We start from the raw sequence: 19,556 nt of genomic DNA on the forward strand, positions 1-19,556 counted from the left end.
GGCAGAGGGTGGGCCCCGTGGGACTCGAACCCACAACCAGCGGATTAAAAGTCCGATGCTCTGCCCATTGAGCTAGAGGCCCGCTCGTCCGAGCCTAGTCGGCGCGGCGGGAGCCCGGCACGGGTCGGTCGAGCGGAGCCTCGTCGCCCGCGCTGACTTCAGTAGCACTGAGCGCCTCCGAGGGCGCTCCGTGCCACTGACATCTCGGGCCGTCCCGGCCTGCTGGACCTCGAGCCCGGCCGAGCCGGCCCGGACCGGGTCCACACGACACGGTTCGAGCGGACCCCTGACCCTCCGACGGCCGTGGCCGATCGGTGGCACGGGACGCGTCGGAGGGGCCGTCCACTCACGCGACCGCCCGCGACGACCTCCCGGACATCGCCGGCGCCACGAGCACGATCCCGATCACCGTGATCACGATCAGCACCGCGAGGGTCACCCACAGCGCCCCGTCGACCCCGAAGATCAGCGCCGGCACCGCCAGGAGCGCCGACAGGGCCCGGAGCACCACCGCGCCGATCAGCAGCCCCCGCGTCCGCCGCGCCCACCACACCGCGAGCAGCACGACGGTCAGGGCGCCCAGCGCCCAGACCCACCGGATCCGTCCCGGGTGGTGCCTCGGGCGGCGCCGGGAACAGCCAGGCACTCAGGGCGTCGGCCAGTCCCAGGACCCGCAGGACGACCGCACCGATCTCGACTCGTCGCATCACGACCTCCTCGCCAGGACACGAGCGTCCGCCGCGGCACGGGCGGTGTCTGCCGTCGTCCACTACGGCACCGCTCGCCCGCCCGGCGCACTCGCGCCTCCGCTCGGCGCCGGCACCGACCCGACGTCGGGAAGGGGGATCCGGACACCGCAGACGAGTCGCCCACCGCTGCTCCACCCGAGCGCCGCGACGCGCCCACCGCTCGGCGGAGACCGGACTCACCACGACACGAGTTCCGGACGTCGTCGCAGGTCAGACGGCCGATACCCGCTCGGATGACCCACGAGCGACACCACCGAGCGTGACCCCACCGAACGCGATCGGTGACCTGAGCGAGACGTATGGTCGCCGCCGCACCACACGCACGACCGTCGGGGAAGGACACGAGTTGGGTCGTCACCAGAAGCACTCCGAGCGCCGCCTCGCGCGGACGGCGCTCACCGCCGGAGTCGTCGGCGCCGGGGTGCTCCAGGCCGCGGTCCCCGCATTCGCCGCTCCGGCGGCGGCTCCGGGTGCGCCGCCGTGCGAGGTCACCGCGAAGGCCTGCGTGAGCATCTCGCAGCAGAAGGCGTGGATCGGTGACGGCCAGGGCAAGCTCGTCCGCGGGCCGGTCCCGATCACGACCGGCGGCCCCGGCCACGAGACCCCGACCGGCGTCTTCCACGTGATGTGGAAGGACCAGTACCACCACTCGCGTGAGTACAACCAGGCGCCGATGCCCAACTCGGTCTTCTTCGCGCCGGGCGACGCCTTCCACGGCGGCAGCCTGGAGCGCGCCTCGGCCGGGTGCGTGCACCTCGGCGACGAGGACTCGAAGGCGTTCTTCGACTTCCTGCAGGTCAACGACGAGGTCCAGATCCTCCCGTAACCCGATTGGAGGCCACGCATGTCGATGGCCCTGGTCATGTCCGAGATGCCCGACCTGGTCCGCCGGGTCCTGGCCGAGCACGTCCCCGACCCCGCCGGCCGCTGCGGCGGCTGCCGCGACACGACGGGGCGGACGGCCTCCTGGCCGTGCCAGACCTACCGGGTCGCGCAGGAGGCGGAGTGGGTCGGCCGGGGCAATCTCCCCGGCACCGGCCCGCACGGTCCGCTCGTGCCGGGGACGACACGCCCGGCACGGCAGGAGCGCCCGGAGCGCTCGCGCTGGCGCGCCGAGGCGCCGTACTCGCTCGACTTCCCGCCCACGGGCGACACCCCGAGCATCGCGGGCACCGGCGGCCGGCGTCGTCGTCGCGAGGAGGACGCCGTCCCCTTCCCGACGACGGGTGGGCACGCCCGGCACGCTGCACTGTGAGCACAGGTGAGCAGAAAAGGTCGCTATAGCGACCGATAGTGCTCACGAGCGCGCAGCGCACAGGAAAACCCCCGGGGCATACTTCCCTCGAGCGGCGCTCGAGGGGCTCGGATGGACAAACTCCGAGCGCCCCGGGGGTCCGGTGTCCGTCGGGAATTCACCAGCTGACGTGTCCACCCGAAGGCGGAGCCGGTCAATCCACGACCTGACGTCGGCTAGCTGACGGACACCTCACGAGTCCTGTCGTTCATCAACGTCGGACCACCTCCTCTCCCATGTACTCACCACGCTAAGCCTGGATCCGCTGATCCGCAAACGACTTGGTTTGCCCAGCTCAGAGGCGGGTTCGCCAGGCGAGGAGGTCGTCGACGGAGCGGGTGTTGACGATCTTGTCGACCGGCACCTCGCACTCCTTCGCCCGCTCGCAGCCGTAGGGCTGCCAGTCCAGCTGGCCGGGGGCGTGGGCGTCGGTGTCGACCACGAACTCGCACCCCGCCTCGACCGCCTGGCGCAGCAGTGTCCGCGGCGGATCCAGCCGTTCCGGGCGTGAGTTGATCTCGACGGCGACCCCGTTCTCCAGGCACGCCTCGAACACGGCCTCGGCGTCGAACGTGGACGGCGGGCGCGTCCCCCGGCCGCCCGTGACGAGTCGGCCGGTGCAGTGCCCGAGCACGTCGACGTACGGGTTCGACACGCCGCACACCATCCGCGCCGTCATCTCCTCGCTCGGCGCGCGCAGCTTCGAGTGCACGGAGGCGACCACGAGGTCCAGCTCGGCGAGCAGGTCGTCGGGCGCGTCGATCGAGCCGTCCTCGAGGATGTCGACCTCGATCCCGCGCAGCAGGCGGAACGGCGCCAGTTCCTCGTTGACCTCGTCGATCACCGCGAACTGTTCCCGACGACGGGCCGGGCTGAGCCCGTTCGCGACGGTCAGGTTCTGCGAGTGGTCGGTCAGCACCATCCACGCGTGCCCGAGGTCGCGGGCGGTGCGCGCCATCTCCAGGATGTCCGACCCGCCGTCGGACCACGTGGAGTGCGTGTGGCAGTCGCCGCGGAGAGCAGCGCGGAGCTCGACCCCACCGGCGACCGGCTCGGAGTGCTTCGCGGCCAGCTCCTCCACCGCCGCCGACGTCCCCGTCGCCACCACCTCGGCCACCACGCCCGCCGTCTTCTTCCCCACCCCCTTGAGGTCGGTCAGCGTGCCGGCCGCGGCGCGCGAGGCGACCTCGTCGGCGGACAGTTCGGCCAGACGGTCGGCGGCCGTCCGGTACGCCTTCACCCGATAGGTGTCCGCCCGTTCACGCTCGTAGTAGAAGGCGACGGCCCGCAGGGCGGCGATCGGGTCTCCGTCGACGGGGAGTCGGGTCACGTGGTCAGGGATACCCCACCCGGGCAGCTCCTGTGACGCGGTGACGCGGACAATCGGGGACGAGCTGTCGAGCTGGAGGAGGTCTGCTGGTGCGGGTCACCGGAACCGGACACGCGGGAATGCGCTTCGAGACGACGGGCGGCAGCGTGCTGTGCGACCCGTGGACCAACCCGACCTTCTTCGCGTCGTGGGTCCCCTTCCCGGACAACACGGCGCTGGACTGGGCCGCGCTCGGGCAGTGCGACTACCTCTACGTCTCCCACCTGCACCGCGACCACTTCGACGCCGAGAACCTCGCGCGCCACGTGTCGAAGGACGCCCGGGTGCTGCTACCGGACTTCCCCACCGACGAGCTCGAGAACGAGCTGCGCGAGCTCGGCTTCCGCCACTTCGTGCGCACCCGCTCGGGCGAGCCGGTCGAGCTCGACGGCGGCCTGCGGATCATGGTCACCTCGCTCAAGGGCCCGGGCGACGGCCCCATCGGTGACTCCGCGCTCTCCCTCGACGACGGCACCGCCCGGATCGTCAACCAGAACGACGCGCACCCGCTCGACATCCCGGAGCTGCTGGAGTTCGGTGCCTACGACGCGCACTTCACGCAGTTCTCGGGCGCGATCTGGTGGCCGATGGTCTACGACCTGCCGAAGGCCGCGAAGCGCGAGTTCGCCCGCCGCAAGCGCATCGGGCAGGAGGACCGCGCGATGCGCTACATCCGCGAGGTCGGCGCCCCGAACATCTTCCCGACGGCGGGTCCGCCCTGCTTCCTCGACGACGAGCTGTTCCGCTGGAACGGCCTGGGGTACGAGGGCGTCGAGGGCGAGTCGATCTTCACCGACCAGTGGGAGTTCCTCGCCCGCATGCGGGAACTCGGCCACGACGGCGGTCACCTGCTGCTGCCGGGGACGACGGCGGAGATCGAGGGACCCGTCGTCCGGGACCTGACGCACCCGATGGCCGACGACGAGGTCGAGCGCATCTTCGTCGACAAGGAGAACTACCTCCGGGAGTTCGCCGAGCGCGCCCGCCCCGCGATCGCGGCGCAGAAGGCGCGCTGGTCGGAGCCGCAGGCCGACATCCTGCGCCAGCTCAAGGAGTGGATCGAGCCGCTGATGAAGCGGGCCGACCACATGTGCGACGGGATCGGCGGCGTGGTCCGCATGGACCTCACCGGTATGCCCGCGGGCGCCCCGGGCGTCGACGAGGAGGGGACGCTCGCCCTGGCGTTCGACTTCGCCGGCCGCGAGATCCGCACCTGGGACGGCGAGCAGGCCCGCTACCGCTGGACCATCCCGGCCACCCTGGTGCAGACGAACATCGACACCGGCGAGGTCGACTGGTCGAACTCGCTGTTCCTGTCGGTGCGGTTCGCCGCGACCCGCGTCGGCCAGTACAACGAGTACCTCTACACGTTCTTCAAGTGTCTGTCCGAGGAGCGGATGGACTACGTGGAGAACTGGTACGACGCGGCGAACGACGACGGCCGCGACATCGAGCTCGACGGCTGGAAGGTCCAGGCGCGCTGCCCGCACCTGTCGGCCGACCTGTCGAAGTTCGGCGCCGTCGACGGCGACGTGCTCACCTGCACGCTGCACAACTGGAAGTTCAACCTCGCCACCGGCCGCTGCCTCACGAGCGCCGGCCACGAGATCCGGGCCGAGAAGCTCTGAGCCGCCACCCCCGCGTGAGGGGAACCCTCGTGCGCTCGTGCGGCCCGAGGGTTCCCCTCACGCGGGGCGGGCCGGTGCGGCGCGCACAATGGAGACCGTGAAGCCACTCCGCATCGGTCCGCACGAGCTGGCCGCCCCGGTCGTGCTCGCGCCGATGGCGGGCGTGACGAACCCGCCGTTCCGACGCCTGTGCCGGGAACAGGGCGCGGGCCTCTACGTCTGCGAGATGATCACCGCGCGGGCGCTCGTGGAGCGTCACCCCGGCACCGCCGAGATGATCGCGTTCGACGCCGACGAGCAGCCCCGGTCGATGCAGCTCTACGGCGTCGACCCGGTGACCATCGGGCGCGCCGTCGAGCGCATCGTCGACGAGGACCTCGCCGACCACGTCGACCTGAACTTCGGCTGCCCGGTCCCCAAGGTGACCCGGCGCGGCGGCGGCGCGGCGCTGCCCTACAAGCGGCGGCTGTTCGAGGCGATCGTCCGCACGGCCGTCGCGGCGGCCGCGAAGGGCGGGCTCCCGCTCACCGTGAAGATGCGGATCGGCATCGACGACGACCACGTCACCTTCCTCGACGCCGGGCGCACCGCCGCCGCCGAGGGCGCGGCCGCCGTCGCCCTGCACGCCCGCACCGCGGCCCAGCGCTACTCCGGCCAGGCCGACTGGAGCCGCATCGCCGAGCTGCGCGACGCGGTGCCCGCCGAGGTCCCGGTCCTGGGCAACGGCGACATCTTCGCCGCCGACGACGCGCTCGCGATGGTCGAGAAGACCGGGTGCGACGGCGTCGTGGTCGGCCGCGGCTGCCTCGGCCGCCCGTGGCTGTTCGGCGAGCTCGAGGCGGCGTTCGCCGGCCGCGAGCGCCCCACGCCGCCGACGCTGGGCCAGGTCGCCGGGGTCATGCGCCGCCACGTCGAGCTGCTCATCGCCCACCACGGCGAGCGCAAGGGCGTCCGCGACTCGCGCAAGCACATGTCCTGGTACCTGCACGGCTTCGCCGTCGGGTCGGAGGTGCGCCGCGAGCTGGGCATGATCGACGGGCTCGAGCGTCTCGACGAGCTCCTCGCGCGCCTCGACCACGACCAGCCGTTCCCGCCCGACGCCGACGGGCCCCGCGGTCGCCAGGGCTCCCCGGGCCACGTCACGCTGCCCGAGGGCTGGCTGGACGACCCCGAGGACGCCACCGTGCCCGCGGGCGCGGACGTCATGCACTCCGGCGGCTGACCTCCGTGCGCGTCGCCGCGGCCGTCATCGTCGTCCTGACGGCGGGTCTCGCGGGCTGCGGCGCGACGGTGCCCGGGACGCCCCGGGCCGCGACGGTGCCGCCGGCCGACCGCGCCCTCATCGCGGCCTACGTCGACGCCTCGAACCGGGCCGGCGCGGCCGGCGCCCGGGAGCAGGCGGACTTCCTGCGCGGCACCCAGGCCGAGGGGGCGCCCTTCCCGCCCGAGCGCTGCTTCGGCGAGCTCACGCTCGACACCCGGCTCGTCTCCCGCACCCTGCGGCCCGACCCGGAGTGGCGTCCCCCGGCGACCCTGCCGGACGTGGGCCGTCCCGCGGGCGCGGTGTACGTCGCCGCCGCCGCCGTGACGGTCCGGCGCGGGGCCGCGGAGGTCCGCGAGGACGTCGGATCGAAGCACTTCGTGATCCAGGACACGCGGGTCACCAGCTACGCTCCGTGCGCTGACTGAGATCTGACAGTACGAGCGGTCACGTCGCCGGAGCTTGAGCACCCGGTCGGGCACGAATCTGGGGCCGAACGAGCAGCAGCCCGAATCCTCCACGCAGAGTCACGTCGACCGGACGGTGGATTCGGTTGGCGGGCGGGGTGCGGACGTTGCACAGGAACGCTCGCGCGGCACACTGGAGGGAGCACGGGCGCGAGGCATCGAAGGAGCGGCGGGTGGTCGTGAGGGGCTCCACGGTCGGCGGTTCGCCGGACCGGGTGTCGACGGGTGCGCCCGCCGCGACGGTCGGCGCGCCCCCCTCCGAGCTGCCCTCCGCGACCCGACAGGAGCTCGCTGCCAGCACGTTCGACACCGCTCCGATCGTCGGGATCGACGAGGCCCTTCGGCTGGACGCGGCGGCCGACGACGCGGGGGCCGCGCGCGCGGCCCAGGCGCGGGCCCACGAGGCGGCCGCGGAGGTGCTCGCCGACCGCGGCGACTGGCGGCGCGCCTACCAGCACCTGCGCGCGGCCATGGCCCTCGTGCACCTCGGCGACACGCCTCCGGTCCACGTGCCCGAGCAGTTACGCCGCGAAGTCGACCGTCTCCGGCGGGAACGGGCCGAGGCGCGCGAGCAGAGCCGGCGCGACAGCCTCACGGCCACCTGGAACCGCCGCTATCTCGACGAGCGCCTGTCCACCCTGCGTGACGGCGGGGACGGCGCGGTCTGCGTGGCCCTCGTCGACGTCGACCACTTCAAGCTGGTCAACGACACCTACGGCCACGCGATCGGCGACGCCGTCCTGCGCACCCTCGTCGGCCTGATGCGCACGGAGATCGACGCCCGCGTGCCCGACGGGTTCTGCGCCCGCTACGGCGGCGAGGAGTTCGCACTCGTCCTGCCGCGGCCGGCCGACGCGGACGCGGTGGCGCTGTGCGAGTCGATCCGCGCGCGCATCGAGCACCACGACTGGTCCGCGATCGCCCCGGAGCTGCGCGTCACGGCGAGCCTCGGGCTGGCGTGCCTCGACCCCGAGGACGCGGGCGGCACCTGCGACGGCCTCCTCGACCACGTCGACGAGCTGCTCTACGTCGCGAAGCGCACGGGTCGCAACGCCGTGGCCTTCCGCGACGACACGGGGCAGGTGCGGCTCGCCGGGCCGGCCGCGGGACGCCGGGGCGTCGCCGCCATCGCCCGCGCGGTGGCCAACCCGGCCCGATCGGGTCGCGCCCTGCCCTGAGTGCGGGCACGCACGCGGCCGAACGGACGCGTCCGTCACGATCGGGTGACGTCGCTTGCCTCCGGTGGGACTCGAGAGTAAGCCCGCGCGCGCGACCCGGTGACCGGCTCAGTACGATCCGTGCACCCCGGACGGCCGCCGGTCTCCGGATGCGTTCCTGACCATTCGGGGGTCCCGTGACCGACGACCGTGAGCGCGGCGCCGGTCCCGGTGTCCCCGCGGCCCGGTCGCCGGAGACGGTGCGGACCGGGCCGCCGTCGGTGCCCACCCGGGTCGTCGTCGGGGACACCGCGGCCGACCGGCGCGGCGGGGTCGCGCCGACGATGGTGCCGCTCGCCCGCAAGCGCCCGGGTCGGCGCAGCCTGCGCCCCGCGGGCGCGACCGCCGAGACCGAGCCGATGCGCGACCTCGTCGCGGCCGCCGCTGCGGCGGACGAGCCCGCGTCGGCTCCGGCGGCTCCGGCGGGTCCGGCGGGCCCGTCCGAGGCTCCCACCGTCCGGACTGCCGCGCCCGCCGTCGGGACGCCGGCCCCGGCCCCCGGTCCGGCCGCGGCCCCGCGAGAGGCACACCAGGCAGGCCCGGCGGCCCCGGAACCTGCCTCACGTGCACCTCGCGACACCGCCCCGGCGCCCGCGCCCGCCGCGCCACCGGCCGCGCCACCCGCCGTCGGGAAGCCCGCCCCGCCGACCCCACCGCGAGAGGCACACCAGGCAGGCCCGGCGGCCCCGGAACCTGCCTCACGTGCACCTCGCGACACCGCCCCGGCGCCCACGAAGCCGGCTCCACCGCGAGAGGGACACCAGGCAGGCCCGGCGGCCCCCGAACCTGCCTCACGTACACCTCGCGACACCGCCCCGGCGCCCGCACCCGCCGCGGCCACCTCCTCACCGGCCGCGCCACCCGCCGTCGGGAAGCCGGCCCCGCCGACCCCACCGCGAGAGGCACACCAGGCAGCCCCGGCCGCCCCGGAACCTGCCTCACGTGCACCTCGCGACGCCGCCCCGCGCGCCGTCCTCGTGCCCGCCGACGCCGACGCGTCCGGGTTCGCCGCCACGTCGGCCGTGTTCGCCGGGGTCGGGGCGCGGATGCGCACCCGGGTCGGCCCGTGGACCTGGGCGCGGACGCTGCGGCTGACGGCCGTCGCGATGTCGGCGGTCATCGTCCTGGTGTGCGGCGTCGCGTGGGGCGCGACGTCGTGGTTCGAGGCCGCCGTCCGGAAGATCGGCGCCCTCGACCCGACGTCGACCGCGATCATCGACCCGGCCGCCCAGGCCGGGGACCAGAACTTCCTCGTGGTCGGCTCCGACACGCGGGTCGGCGCGCCGCCGAGCGAGGACGTCGGCGACGCCACCGACGTCCCGGGCGCGCGCTCCGACACCGTCATGATCGTCCACGTCCCCGCGAACCGGGCCCGGATGACCGTGGTCTCGTTCCCGCGCGACCTCGAGATCGACCGCCCCGCCTGCGAGCGGTGGGACTCGGTGTCCGGCGCGTACACCGGCCAGACGATCCCCCGCGCGCCCAAGGTCAAGCTGAACTCGGCGTACCAGGTCGGCGGGCCGCGCTGCGTGACGAAGGTGGTCCAGGAGCTCTCCGGGCTCGCCGTCAACCACTTCCTCGGTGTCGACTTCTCCGGGTTCAAGGACATGGTCGACGCCGTCGAGGGCGTCCCGGTCTGCCTCGAGAAGCCGATGCGCGACACCGTGCTCGGCACCGTCGTCCCCCGCGCCGGCACGTCGGTGCTCACCGGCGACCAGGCGCTGAACTTCGTCCGGGCCCGCCACGTCGTCGGTGACCCGACCAGCGACTACGGCCGCATCAACCGCCAGCAGATCTTCCTCTCCGCGCTCCTGCGGCAGGCGCTGTCGGCGGGGACGCTGCTCGACGTCGGGAAGCTGCGCGCCCTGGTCGACGCGGTCGGGCGCTCCACCTACGGCGAGAACATCGAGGCCGCGCAGCTCCTCTCGCTCGGACAGTCGCTCTCCGGGCTCGACGCACGCGCGGTCACCTTCACGACGGTGCCCACCACGGGCGTCGCGAACGCCCGCGGCAACGAGGTCCTCCGCGTCGCCGAGGACCGCGCGCTGTTCGACGCGATCATCGACGACGCGCCGCTGCCGGGACAGCCCGGAGCGGCGCCCGTCGGGCCGCCCCCGGCGCCGCCGGTGCCCGCCGAGCGGGTCGCGCTGCGGCTCGTCGACGCCCGCTCCACCTCCGGCTACGACGACGGCAGCGGCTACGGCGGTGGCTACGGCGGCTCCGCCACCGAGGTCAGCGCCTCCGGCGGCTCCCCCACCACCACGAACCGTCCCTCGGACGGCGGATCGGACGGCGGGTCGGACGGGGGCGACGGCGACGGCGGGTCCGGCGACGACGAGGGCTCCGGCTTCCGGCGGGACGTGAGCACCCAGCAGGGGCCGTCCGCGGGCTCGGTCGCCGGATCACTGCGCGGCTACGGGTTCACCGTCACCAGCGACGTCCGGGGCTCCAGCGCCGCCGCCGCGACCGACGGCCGCACCACGATCCGCTTCACGCCCGACCAGGCGGGCGCGGCGGCGACCCTGCAGAAGGCCGTGCCCACCGCGGTGCTGACGCCACGCACCGACGGCACCGGCTCGCTCGTCCTCGAGCTCGGCGACGACTTCGACGGCCGGGTCGTCGACCCGGCCGCCCCGGCGCCCGCCTCCCCGCTGCCCGCGTTGGTCAACGCGGCGGACAGCACGTGCCGTTGACCAGCTCACATTCCGGGGCGTTCACCGCTGGTTCATGCGGGCGACGGGTGGCCGACCAGCCCTCCGCCTAGTCTGCGCGCATGCGCGCGGCCTACCACGAGAAGCTCTCGTCGCTGAACGACGAGCTCGCCCAGATGTCCCTGTTGGCCGGCGAGGCCATGAAGAAGGCCACGAGCGCCCTGCTCGACGGTGACCTCGACCTGGCCGAGGAGGTCATCTCCTCCGACAACGAGATCGACGCGCTGCGGACCTCCGCCGAGGACCAGGCGTTCGGGCTGCTGGCCCTGCAGGCCCCGGTGGCGGGCGACCTGCGCTCGGTCATCGCGGCCATCCACTCCGCCGGCGACCTCGAGCGCATGGGCGACCTGGCCCTGCACGTCGCGAAGGCCGCCCGCCGGCGCCACCCCGACCTCGTGCTCCCGCAGGAGGTCGCTCCCTACTTCGCCGAGATGGGCCGTGTCGCGCTCGACCTTGCGCAGGACGCGCGCCGGGTGATCCTCGACCGCGACATCGAGCTCGCGTTCACCATGGAGTCCGACGACGACGCCATGGACGACCTCCACCGTCACCTGTTCACCGTGATGATGAACAAGGACTGGCCGCACGGCGTCGCCCCGGCCGTCGACGTGACGCTGCTCGGCCGGTTCTACGAGCGCTTCGCCGACCACGCCGTCGCGGTCGCCCGCCGCGTCGTCTTCATGGTCACCGGCAAGATGCCGGACCCGCCGCTGGCCTGATCCTCTTCCGCCGACGCACGGGTCGTTCGTGCCCATCGGGGCCACGAAACGACCCGTGCGTCCGACCGAGGGGCCACCCGGAGCGCCCACGAACGACGACGGGCCCTGCCGCACCCGGTGCGGCAGGGCCCGTCGTCGTGCAGGCAGCTCAGCCGAAGCGGCCGGAGATGTAGTCCTCGGTCTCGCGCTCGGTCGGGTTCGAGAAGATCTTCTCGGTGTCGTCGATCTCCACGAGGTGCCCCGGCTTGCCGGTGGCCTCGAGGTTGAAGAACGCCGTCTGGTCGCTCACCCGCGCGGCCTGCTGCATGTTGTGGGTGACGATGACGATCGTGTAGTCCTTCTTGAGGTCGCCGATCAGGTCCTCGATCGCGAGCGTCGAGATCGGGTCCAGGGCCGAGCAGGGCTCGTCCATGAGCAGCACGTCGGGCTGCACGGCGATCGCGCGGGCGATGCAGAGCCGCTGCTGCTGACCGCCGGAGAGGCCGCCGCCGGGCTTGTCGAGCCGGCCGGAGACCTCCTTCCAGAGGTTCGCGCCGCGCAGCGAGGCCTCGCAGACCTCGTCGAGCTTCTTCTTGTCCCGCACGCCCTGCAGCTTCAGCCCGGCGACGACGTTGTCGCGGATGGACATCGTCGGGAACGGGTTCGGGCGCTGGAAGACCATGCCGATGGTGCGGCGCACGGCCACGGCGTCGGAGCCGCGGGCGTAGATGTCCTCGCCGTCGAGCTGGATCTGGCCCTCGACGCGCGCGCCGGGGATCTCCTCGTGCATGCGGTTGAGGGTCCGCAGCACCGTCGACTTGCCGCAGCCCGACGGCCCGATGAACGAGGTGACGCTGCGCGGCGGGACGGAGAGGTTGACGTTCTGCACGGCGTGGAAGTCGCCGTAGTAGATGTCGACGTCCTTGAGGTCGAGACGCTTGGCCACGATGGTCCTTACTTCGAGATCGCCGAGTAGCGGGAGATGAGGCTGGCCGCGAGCTGGAAGAGCATCACGATCAGGATCAGCGTCAGCGCGCCGCCCCAGATGCGGAGCTGGCCGGCGGCCGACGGGTTCGTCGAGAGCTCGGTGTAGATGAGCAGCGGCAGCGAGGCCTGGTTGCCCTCGAACGGGTTGAAGTTGATCGCCCGGGCGTAGCCGACGAGCACCAGGACCGGCGCGGTCTCGCCCATCACGCGGGCGAACGCCAGCATGACGCCGGTGATCGTGCCGGAGAGGGCGGTCGGCAGCACGATCCGCAGGATCGTCTTCCACTTCGGGATGCCCAGCGCGTACGACGCCTCGCGCAGCTCGTCGGGCACGAGGCGCAGCATCTCCTCGGTGTTCCGGATGACCACCGGCAGCATCAGCAGCACCAGGGCCAGGCCGACGAGGAAGCCGCTCTGCTCCAGGCCGACGATCGAGACGAAGAGCGCGAAGATGAACAGCGCCGCCACGATCGACGGGACACCCGAGAGGATGTCGACCATGAAGCTCGTGGTCTTCGCGAGCCGGCCGCGGCCGTACTCGACGAGGTAGACCGCGGCGAGGATGCCGACCGGCACCGCGATCACGCCGGAGATCACGGCCTGGACCAGGGTGCCGACGATGGCGTGGTAGACGCCGCCGCGGACCTCGTCGGGCGTGACGCCGGAGAGCGACCGGGTCCACCAGTCGGCGGAGACGATCGCCGGGAAGCCCTTGATCAGCACGCTGACCAGCAGCCACACCAGCGGGATCACGGCGATCAGGAAGGCCAGCGAGACCAGGACGGTCGCGAGACGGTCCTTGATCTTCCGGGCGGTGGAGACGTTGCGGAACGTGGCCGGCGCGGCCGGACGCTCCGGGGCGTCGAGTGCGGCGCTCATCAGCCGTTCACCTTCCCGCCCGCCACCACGCGGGCGATCGCGTTGACCACGAAGGTCAGGACGAACAGCACCAGGCCCGCCGAGATGTAGGCGCCGGTGGGCAGCGGCTGGCTGAACTCGGAGGCCGCGGAGGCGATCAGCGAGGCGAACGTGTACCCGCCGTCGAACAGGCTGCCGGTCGACGGCGAGGTCGCCGCGCGGATCACCAGCAGCACCGCGATCGTCTCGCCCAGCGCCCGGCCGAGACCGAGCATCGAGGCCGCGATGAACCCGCTGCGCCCGTAGGGCAGCACGGCCATCCGGATGACCTCCCAGCGCGTGGCGCCGAGCGCCTGGGCCGCCTCGACCTGGAAGCGGGGGGTCTGGGCGAACACCTCGCGGGTGGTCGCCGTGATGATCGGCAGGATCATGATCGCGAGGACGATCCCGCCCGTGAAGATCGTGCCCGTGAGCACCGGCAGGTTGCCCGGCGCGAACAGGAAGAACCAGCCGAGGTAGGTCTGGAGGAACGCGGCGAACGGCTCGATCGCCGGGGCGAGCACGAGGATGCCCCAGAGACCGAACACGATCGACGGCACCGCCGCGAGCAGGCCGATCACGTACGAGAACGGCTGCGCGAGACGCGGTGGCGTGTACTGCGTCAGGAACAGCGCGATGCCCATGCCGATCGGCATCGCGATGACGAGGGCCATCAGCGACGACAGCAGCGTGACCACGAGCAGGTCACGGATGCCGAAGCGCAGGTTGGCCGCGTCGGTGGTGACGAACTCGGGGCTCGTCAGGAAGTTCGCGTTGTTGGCCAGCAGCGACGGGACGGCCTGGACGACCAGGAAGAGGCCGATCAGGGCGATCGCCGCGACGACGACGAGGCCGGAGCCGGTGGTGAGCCCGCGGAACACACGCTCACCGGTACCGCCGGAGGTCGTCCGGCCGGGGTCCGTGGCGGTGGGCTGGGTGTCGGTCACGGTGGACATGGTGGCCGATCCGGTCGGACGACCCCGGGTCTCGGGGTCGTCCGACGGGGCCCGCTCTGTGGTGCGCTCGCTCACGGTGTTCGCATCCGCCTCGTCGCCGTCGGGGGTCACGCGTCTGTCGATCTGCCGTCGATCCCGGGGATCAGGAGATCGCGTTGATGGAGGTGGTCAGGCGCTGCTTGAACGCGTCCGGGATCGGCACGTAGCCGCCGGCGGTCAGCGTGCCCTGGGCCTGGGGCGACAGGGCGGTCTGCAGGAACGCCTTCACGGCCTGCCCGGTCTGCGGGTCGGCGTACTTGGTGCAGACGATCTCGTAGGTCGCCAGCGCGATCGGGTAGGCGCCCGGGGTGGTGGTCTTGTAGAGGCTGTTCAGGTCGAGGGTCAGGTCGTTGCCCTGCCCGGTGACCTGCACGGCGTCGATCGCCTTCGCCACGTTGTCGGTGGACAGCGCGACCGGCTGGCCGCCGCCCGAGTTGATGATCTGCGCGGCCGGGAGCTGGGCCTTCTGCGCGAAGGACGCCTCGACGTAGCCGATCGAGTTCGGGGTGTTCTTGGTGGCGTCGGTGACGCCCTGCGAGCCGCGGGCGCCCGCGCCGACGCCGCCGTTGAACGTCTGGGTCGCCTGCTTGCCGTAGGCGTTGTTCGACGCGGCGTTCAGGTAGGTCTGGAAGTTCTGCGTGGTGCCCGACTCGTCGGAGCGGAAGTTCACGACGATCGGCGCGGCCGGCAGGGTCTTGCCCTGGTTGAGGGCCGCGATCCGCGGGTCGTTCCAGGTGGTGATCTGGCCGTTGAAGATCGCGGCGACCGTGGCGCCGTCGAGGGCCAGGTCGGTCACGCCGGGCACGTTGTAGGCGACGGCGATCGGGCCGAAGACCAGCGGCAGGTTCAGCGCCGGGGAGGCGCAGCGCTGCTGGGCGCGCTGGGCCTCGTCGGCCTTCAGCGCGGAGTCGGAACCCGCGAAGTCGGTCTGGCCGCCGATGAACTCGTTGCGCCCCGCGCCGGAGCCGCTGGCGGTGTAGTTCACGGTCTGGCCGTTGCAGGTCTGCTCGAACGTGTTGACGAAGCCGGTCAGGGCGTTCGCCTGGGCCGTCGAGCCGCTCGCGCGCAGGTCCTGCTTGCCGCCGCAGGTGACCCCGGACGCCTGCTCGGTGGAGCCGCCGGAGTTGTCGTCACTGCCGCACGCGCTGAACAGGAGCGCCCCGGCCGCGATCAGACCGACCGCCGCTGCGCGCCGCTGGAACCTCACAGAGATCTCCCGTCTCGTCCTCGGTGCCGGCCGCCGTGTCGACGATCCGGGCATTCCGGCCGCCGAACGGATACGTGACGGCCGGACGCGGACATTAGGCAGCCGGGATGGACGACTCCGGGTGAGCAGGTGAACGCGAGGTGAACAGGGTCGCCGGGGACCACCGGAACGGGTTGATGCTGGTCACACCACGTGTCGGTGTATGCGGACCGTGATTGAACGTTCACCTGTCGCCGTCGGGTGACCGCCAGGTGGCCGGGAGGTGTCGCGCGACGATCAGCGCGACGGCAGACGGTAGGACACGTCCGTCGCGTCCACCTCGAACCCCAGGTGCCGGTAGGTCGCGACCGCGGGGGCGTTGTCGGCCTCGACGTAGAGGATCACCTCGTCGAGCCCGCGGCCCGCGAGGTGGTGCAGCCCCGCGAGGGTCAGGGCGCCGCCGAGACCTCGCCCCTGGGCGTCGGGGTCGACGCCCACCACGTAGACCTCGCCGACCGGCCCGTCGTCCGCCCGGGCGCCGTCGGGGTGGCGCTTGGTCCAGTGGAAGCCGAGCAGCCGGCCCGTCGCGTCCTCGCGCGCCAGCAGGAAGCCCGCCGCGTCGAACCACGGCTCCTGCTCGCGGCGCCGCACGTCGTCCGCCGTCATGCCGCCCTGCTCCGGGTGCCAGGCGAACGCGCGGGCGTTGACCGCGACGACGTCGTCCTCGTCGCGACCGGGCTCGAACGCCACGATCGACACGCCGTCGACGGGTCGCCGGTCGGGCAACGGTCCGGCGCCGGACGGCCGGCGCATCATCCACAGCTCCCGCTCGCGCACCAGCCCCTCGCTCTCGGCGAGCTCCGCCGCACCGGGCCGGCCCCCGTGCGCCCAGGCGCGGATGCGGCCGGGCCGCGCGACGTCGTCGGCGGCGAGCGCCCGGGCGAGGGCCCGGCCGACCCCCTGCCGACGCGCGGTTGGGGCCACCCCGAGCTCGACCACGACGTCCTCGGGGTCGGCCACGTCGACGTGCGCCCACCCGAGGAGGGACCCGTCGTCGGACCGGGCGACGAGGTAGCGGCCGTGCCCGGTGGGCGTGGCCAGGTCGAGCAGGGTGGCCTCGGAGAACGCGGCCACGCCGTCGGCGCGCGCCAGGTCCGCGCCGAGGCGCCCCAGCTCCTCCCGCTCGGCCGGCGTCGGCTCGATCCACTGCGGCGTGATCACACCTCGAGACGGTACGCGCTGGTCAGACGCGTCCGGCCCACAGCGCCGGACGGACCACACGGTCGTCGTGCGACCCGGCCCCGGAGGGCTCCTCGTCGTCACCGGACTCGTCGAGCGCGAGCCCGCCCCGTCCGCCGTCGCCCCCGCCGAGCACCCCGCGCACCGGCCGGACGAACTTGTAGCCGACGTTGCGCACGGTGCCGATCAGCTGCTCGTGCTCGGCGCCCAGCTTGGCGCGCAGGCGCCGCACGTGGACGTCGACCGTCCGGGTACCGCCGAAGAAGTCGTAGCCCCAGACCTCCTGCAGCAGCTGCGCCCGGGTGAACACCCGGCCGGCGTGCTGGGCGAGGTACTTGAGGAGCTCGAACTCCTTGTAGGTGAGGTCGAGCGGGCGGCCGCGCAGCCGGGCGGTGTACGTCCCCTCGTCGATGACCAGCTCGCCCAGGACCAGCGCGCCGTCGCCGCCGGCCGCGTCGGAGGAGCGGCGGGCGCGCAGCAGGCGCAGCCGGGCGTCGATCTCGGCCGGCCCGGCACCGGGCAGCAGCACCTCGTCCACGCCCCACTCGAGCGAGACGGCGACGAGGCCGCCCTCGGTGAGGACGGCGATCACCGGGACGTCGAGCCCGGTGGAGCCCAGGAGACGGCACAGGCTCCGGGCGGCGGCGAGGTCGTGGCGGGCGTCGACGAGGACGGCGTCGTGCGGTCCGGCGTCGAGCAGGGCGGCCACTTCGGGTGCGGCGGTGCGCAGCCCGTGGGGTAGCAGGGTCAACGACGGCAGCACTGACGTCGGTTCGGGGTCGGCGGTGAGCAGCAGCAGCTCCACGCGAGTCTCCCTCCACAGTGGTGCCGGAACCTTAGCGCCGTTCACCGCGCCGTCACCCCGGCGCGCGTTGCATGTCACGTGGAGCCCGCGTGCGCCGGGCGGGAGGGCCACTGCCTACCGTGGGAGCGGGCGTGGACGGGCGGGTCCGCGACCGTGGTCGGAGAGGGGCTGGAGCGCATGACGGCGGCCGTCGTCACCCTGGTGGTCATCCTCGCGCTCGGCGCGGTCGTCCTCGTGGTCGGGCTGCTGCTGCGCCGCCGCCACCGCGCCCCCGAACCGCCCGCCGCGCAGGAGGGCGCCGTGCCCGCCCCGCGGCTGCCGGCCGACCTCGCCGCCCGTGACGGGAGCCTGGTCCTGCTCCAGATCTCCGCGGCGTTCTGCACCCACTGCCGTGACACCCGCAGCGTCCTCGGCGACGTGGCCGCCGAGCTGCCGGGGCTGGTCCACCGCGACGTCGACCTCGCCGACCGCCCCGAGCTCGCACGGCTGCTCGGTGTCGCCCGCACGCCCACCACGCTGCTCGTCGACGGCCGGGGGTACGAGCTGCTCCGGGTCGACGGCGTGCCCCGCCGGGCCGCGCTGGTGACGGCGATCCAGCCCCACCTCGGCCGATCGAACGGTCACGGGTGACCTGTGCGGGTCGCTTTGGGTAGCGTGGCGCCCGTGGACGAGGGCCTGACACGGCGACGCGCAGTGGACCTGTGCCGCGTCGACAGCAGCCTGTGTCCGGGCGCCCGTCGCGCCTGAGGTCCATCCCGCCCCGTCGGCACGGGGCACCGGCGCGACGTCTCTCGATTCGAGTCAACCGAGAGCGGCGCCGTGCGGGCGTCGCTCCCATCCCCGCACGAGGAGTCATTCATGAGCCGCCAGGACGCCCTGGTCACCGCCGACTGGGCGGAGGAGAACCTCGACGCCAACGGCGTGGTGTTCGTCGAGGTCGACGAGGACACCAGCGCCTACGACGGCGGGCACATCCCCGGCGCCGTCAAGATCGACTGGAGGACCGAGCTGCAGGACCAGGTCCGCCGCGACTTCGTCGACAAGGCCGGCTTCGAGAAGCTGCTCTCGTCGAAGGGCATCTCGAACGACGACACCGTGGTGCTCTACGGCGGCAACAACAACTGGTTCGCCGCCTACGCCTACTGGTACTTCAAGCTCTACGGCCACACCGCGGTCAAGCTGCTCGACGGCGGCCGCAAGAAGTGGGAGCTCGACGGCCGCAAGCTCGACACCGCCGTCCCGGAGCGTCCGCAGACGACCTACACCGCGCAGGAGCAGGACCTCTCGATCCGCGCCTTCCGCGACGAGGTCGTCGACGCCATCGGGTCGAAGAACCTCGTCGACGTCCGCTCGCCCGACGAGTTCTCGGGCAAGCTCCTCGCCCCGGCGCACCTCCCGCAGGAGCAGGCGCAGCGCGGCGGCCACATCCCCGGGGCGCTCAACGTGCCGTGGTCGAAGGCCGCGAACGAGGACGGCACCTTCAAGTCCGACGACGAGCTGCGCAAGCTCTACGAGGCCGAGGGCCTCGACTCGTCGCGATCCACGATCGCCTACTGCCGCATCGGCGAGCGGTCGTCGCACTCCTGGTTCGCCCTGCACGAGCTGCTGGGCGAGTCGGACGTCAAGAACTACGACGGTTCGTGGACCGAGTACGGCTCGCTCATCGGCGTGCCGGTCGAGCTCGGGGATGGGAAGTCCTGATGTGCGGAGCTCCTGAGCAGACGGCCGAGATCCCGGCCGGGGTCGACCTGACCAAGGAGTCGGTGCTGGTCGGCAAGGTCACCAACGGCGGCTCGCCGGTCGGCGGTGCCTACGTGCGCCTGCTCGACGGCACCGGCGAGTTCACCGCCGAGGTCGTGTCCTCGGCGACCGGCGACTACCGCTTCTTCGCGGCGCCCGGCAGCTGGACCGTGCGGGCGCTCTCGCGCTCCGGCAACGGCCAGGCCGACGTCGCGGTGCAGGGCCCCGGGCTCTACACCACCGAGGTGCCGGTGGGCTGAGCACCTCCGGTGCCGGCCGTGCGTCACCGCATGCGCCCGGTGCCAGGTAAGCC

At 73.0% G+C, this 19,556-nt stretch carries 20 protein-coding genes and 1 tRNA gene; 12 read left to right on the top strand and 9 right to left on the bottom strand.

Annotation, left to right across the window (positions count from 1 at the left end):
- Window positions 1-9 precede the first annotated feature (9 nt).
- A tRNA-Lys gene (locus LN037_RS03385) sits at window positions 10-82 on the bottom strand.
- A gap of 264 nt (window positions 83-346) precedes the next feature.
- The gene (locus LN037_RS03390) at window positions 347-565 is read right to left on the bottom strand and encodes a hypothetical protein (protein ID WP_230749830.1); all 219 of its coding nucleotides are present in this window, start codon (window positions 563-565) and stop codon (window positions 347-349) included.
- Window positions 566-1,095: 530 nt separating this feature from the next.
- On the opposite strand from LN037_RS03390, the gene LN037_RS03395 reads away from it, so the two are divergent.
- A complete protein-coding gene (locus LN037_RS03395; RefSeq protein ID WP_230749832.1) occupies window positions 1,096-1,575 on the top strand; it encodes a L,D-transpeptidase in 480 nt (159 codons plus the stop codon).
- Window positions 1,576-1,593: 18 nt separating this feature from the next.
- Window positions 1,594-2,004, top strand: coding sequence for a hypothetical protein (locus LN037_RS03400; protein WP_230749834.1), 411 nt, complete (start codon window positions 1,594-1,596; stop codon window positions 2,002-2,004).
- A 334-nt stretch (window positions 2,005-2,338) separates the two neighbouring features.
- Here LN037_RS03400 and LN037_RS03405 read toward each other — a convergent pair whose 3' ends face one another.
- Window positions 2,339-3,373, bottom strand: coding sequence for a PHP domain-containing protein (locus tag LN037_RS03405; RefSeq protein ID WP_230749836.1), 1,035 nt, complete (start codon window positions 3,371-3,373; stop codon window positions 2,339-2,341).
- A gap of 89 nt (window positions 3,374-3,462) precedes the next feature.
- Here LN037_RS03405 and LN037_RS03410 point away from each other — a divergent pair, with 89 nt between their 5' ends.
- The 6 genes from LN037_RS03410 (at window position 3,463) to phoU (ending at window position 11,415) form a co-directional block, all read left to right on the top strand.
- Window positions 3,463-5,040, top strand: a complete 1,578-nt coding sequence (locus tag LN037_RS03410) for a Rieske 2Fe-2S domain-containing protein (RefSeq protein WP_230749838.1) — start codon at window positions 3,463-3,465, stop codon at window positions 5,038-5,040.
- Between the two features lie 88 nt (window positions 5,041-5,128).
- Complete coding sequence (dusB, locus tag LN037_RS03415; RefSeq protein ID WP_230749840.1) at window positions 5,129-6,262, top strand: tRNA dihydrouridine synthase DusB; 1,134 nt, start codon at window positions 5,129-5,131, stop codon at window positions 6,260-6,262.
- Window positions 6,263-6,267: 5 nt separating this feature from the next.
- The gene (locus LN037_RS03420) at window positions 6,268-6,729 is read left to right on the top strand and encodes a hypothetical protein (protein WP_230749842.1); all 462 of its coding nucleotides are present in this window, start codon (window positions 6,268-6,270) and stop codon (window positions 6,727-6,729) included.
- A 218-nt stretch (window positions 6,730-6,947) separates the two neighbouring features.
- A complete protein-coding gene (locus LN037_RS03425; protein ID WP_308286097.1) occupies window positions 6,948-7,946 on the top strand; it encodes a GGDEF domain-containing protein in 999 nt (332 codons plus the stop codon).
- Between the two features lie 1,016 nt (window positions 7,947-8,962).
- On the top strand, window positions 8,963-10,678 hold the full coding sequence (locus tag LN037_RS03430; RefSeq protein ID WP_230749844.1) for an LCP family protein: 1,716 nt from the start codon (window positions 8,963-8,965) through the stop codon (window positions 10,676-10,678).
- A gap of 80 nt (window positions 10,679-10,758) precedes the next feature.
- Window positions 10,759-11,415 carry a phosphate signaling complex protein PhoU gene (gene phoU / locus LN037_RS03435; protein ID WP_230749845.1) on the top strand — a complete coding sequence of 219 codons (657 nt, stop codon included), beginning with the start codon at window positions 10,759-10,761 and terminating at the stop codon, window positions 11,413-11,415.
- A gap of 148 nt (window positions 11,416-11,563) precedes the next feature.
- Here the strand turns inward: phoU and pstB are convergent, their stop codons facing one another.
- The 6 genes from pstB to LN037_RS03465 form a co-directional block, all read right to left on the bottom strand.
- Window positions 11,564-12,340: a phosphate ABC transporter ATP-binding protein PstB gene (gene pstB, locus LN037_RS03440; RefSeq protein ID WP_230749847.1), complete on the bottom strand. Its 777-nt coding sequence runs from the start codon at window positions 12,338-12,340 to the stop codon at window positions 11,564-11,566.
- A gap of 8 nt (window positions 12,341-12,348) precedes the next feature.
- Window positions 12,349-13,260, bottom strand: coding sequence for a phosphate ABC transporter permease PstA (pstA, locus tag LN037_RS03445; protein ID WP_230749848.1), 912 nt, complete (start codon window positions 13,258-13,260; stop codon window positions 12,349-12,351).
- The gene (gene pstC, locus LN037_RS03450; RefSeq protein ID WP_255693019.1) at window positions 13,260-14,234 is read right to left on the bottom strand and encodes a phosphate ABC transporter permease subunit PstC; all 975 of its coding nucleotides are present in this window, start codon (window positions 14,232-14,234) and stop codon (window positions 13,260-13,262) included. The genes pstA and pstC overlap by 1 nt, the downstream gene beginning before the upstream one ends.
- A gap of 142 nt (window positions 14,235-14,376) precedes the next feature.
- Complete coding sequence (gene pstS / locus LN037_RS03455; RefSeq protein WP_230749851.1) at window positions 14,377-15,480, bottom strand: phosphate ABC transporter substrate-binding protein PstS; 1,104 nt, start codon at window positions 15,478-15,480, stop codon at window positions 14,377-14,379.
- Window positions 15,481-15,756: 276 nt separating this feature from the next.
- Window positions 15,757-16,662 carry a mycothiol synthase gene (gene mshD, locus LN037_RS03460; RefSeq protein ID WP_372460377.1) on the bottom strand — a complete coding sequence of 302 codons (906 nt, stop codon included), beginning with the start codon at window positions 16,660-16,662 and terminating at the stop codon, window positions 15,757-15,759.
- Between the two features lie 40 nt (window positions 16,663-16,702).
- A complete protein-coding gene (locus LN037_RS03465) occupies window positions 16,703-17,503 on the bottom strand; it encodes a winged helix-turn-helix transcriptional regulator (RefSeq protein WP_230749854.1) in 801 nt (266 codons plus the stop codon).
- Window positions 17,504-17,656: 153 nt separating this feature from the next.
- Between LN037_RS03465 and LN037_RS03470 the strand changes: the two genes are divergently transcribed.
- From LN037_RS03470 to LN037_RS03480, 4 genes are all read left to right on the top strand, one after another.
- Entirely contained in the window at window positions 17,657-18,133 is a 477-nt protein-coding gene (locus LN037_RS03470; protein WP_230749856.1) for a TlpA family protein disulfide reductase, read from the top strand.
- A gap of 33 nt (window positions 18,134-18,166) precedes the next feature.
- Complete coding sequence (locus tag LN037_RS34005; RefSeq protein WP_372460379.1) at window positions 18,167-18,250, top strand: putative leader peptide; 84 nt, start codon at window positions 18,167-18,169, stop codon at window positions 18,248-18,250.
- A gap of 111 nt (window positions 18,251-18,361) precedes the next feature.
- Window positions 18,362-19,204, top strand: coding sequence for a sulfurtransferase (locus LN037_RS03475; protein WP_230749858.1), 843 nt, complete (start codon window positions 18,362-18,364; stop codon window positions 19,202-19,204).
- On the top strand, window positions 19,204-19,503 hold the full coding sequence (locus tag LN037_RS03480; RefSeq protein WP_018330591.1) for a DUF1416 domain-containing protein: 300 nt from the start codon (window positions 19,204-19,206) through the stop codon (window positions 19,501-19,503). The genes LN037_RS03475 and LN037_RS03480 overlap by 1 nt, the downstream gene beginning before the upstream one ends.
- Window positions 19,504-19,556: the final 53 nt, after the last annotated feature.

Source organism: Actinomycetospora soli (assembly GCF_021026295.1).
Taxonomy (GTDB): Bacteria; Actinomycetota; Actinomycetes; order Mycobacteriales; family Pseudonocardiaceae; genus Actinomycetospora; species Actinomycetospora soli.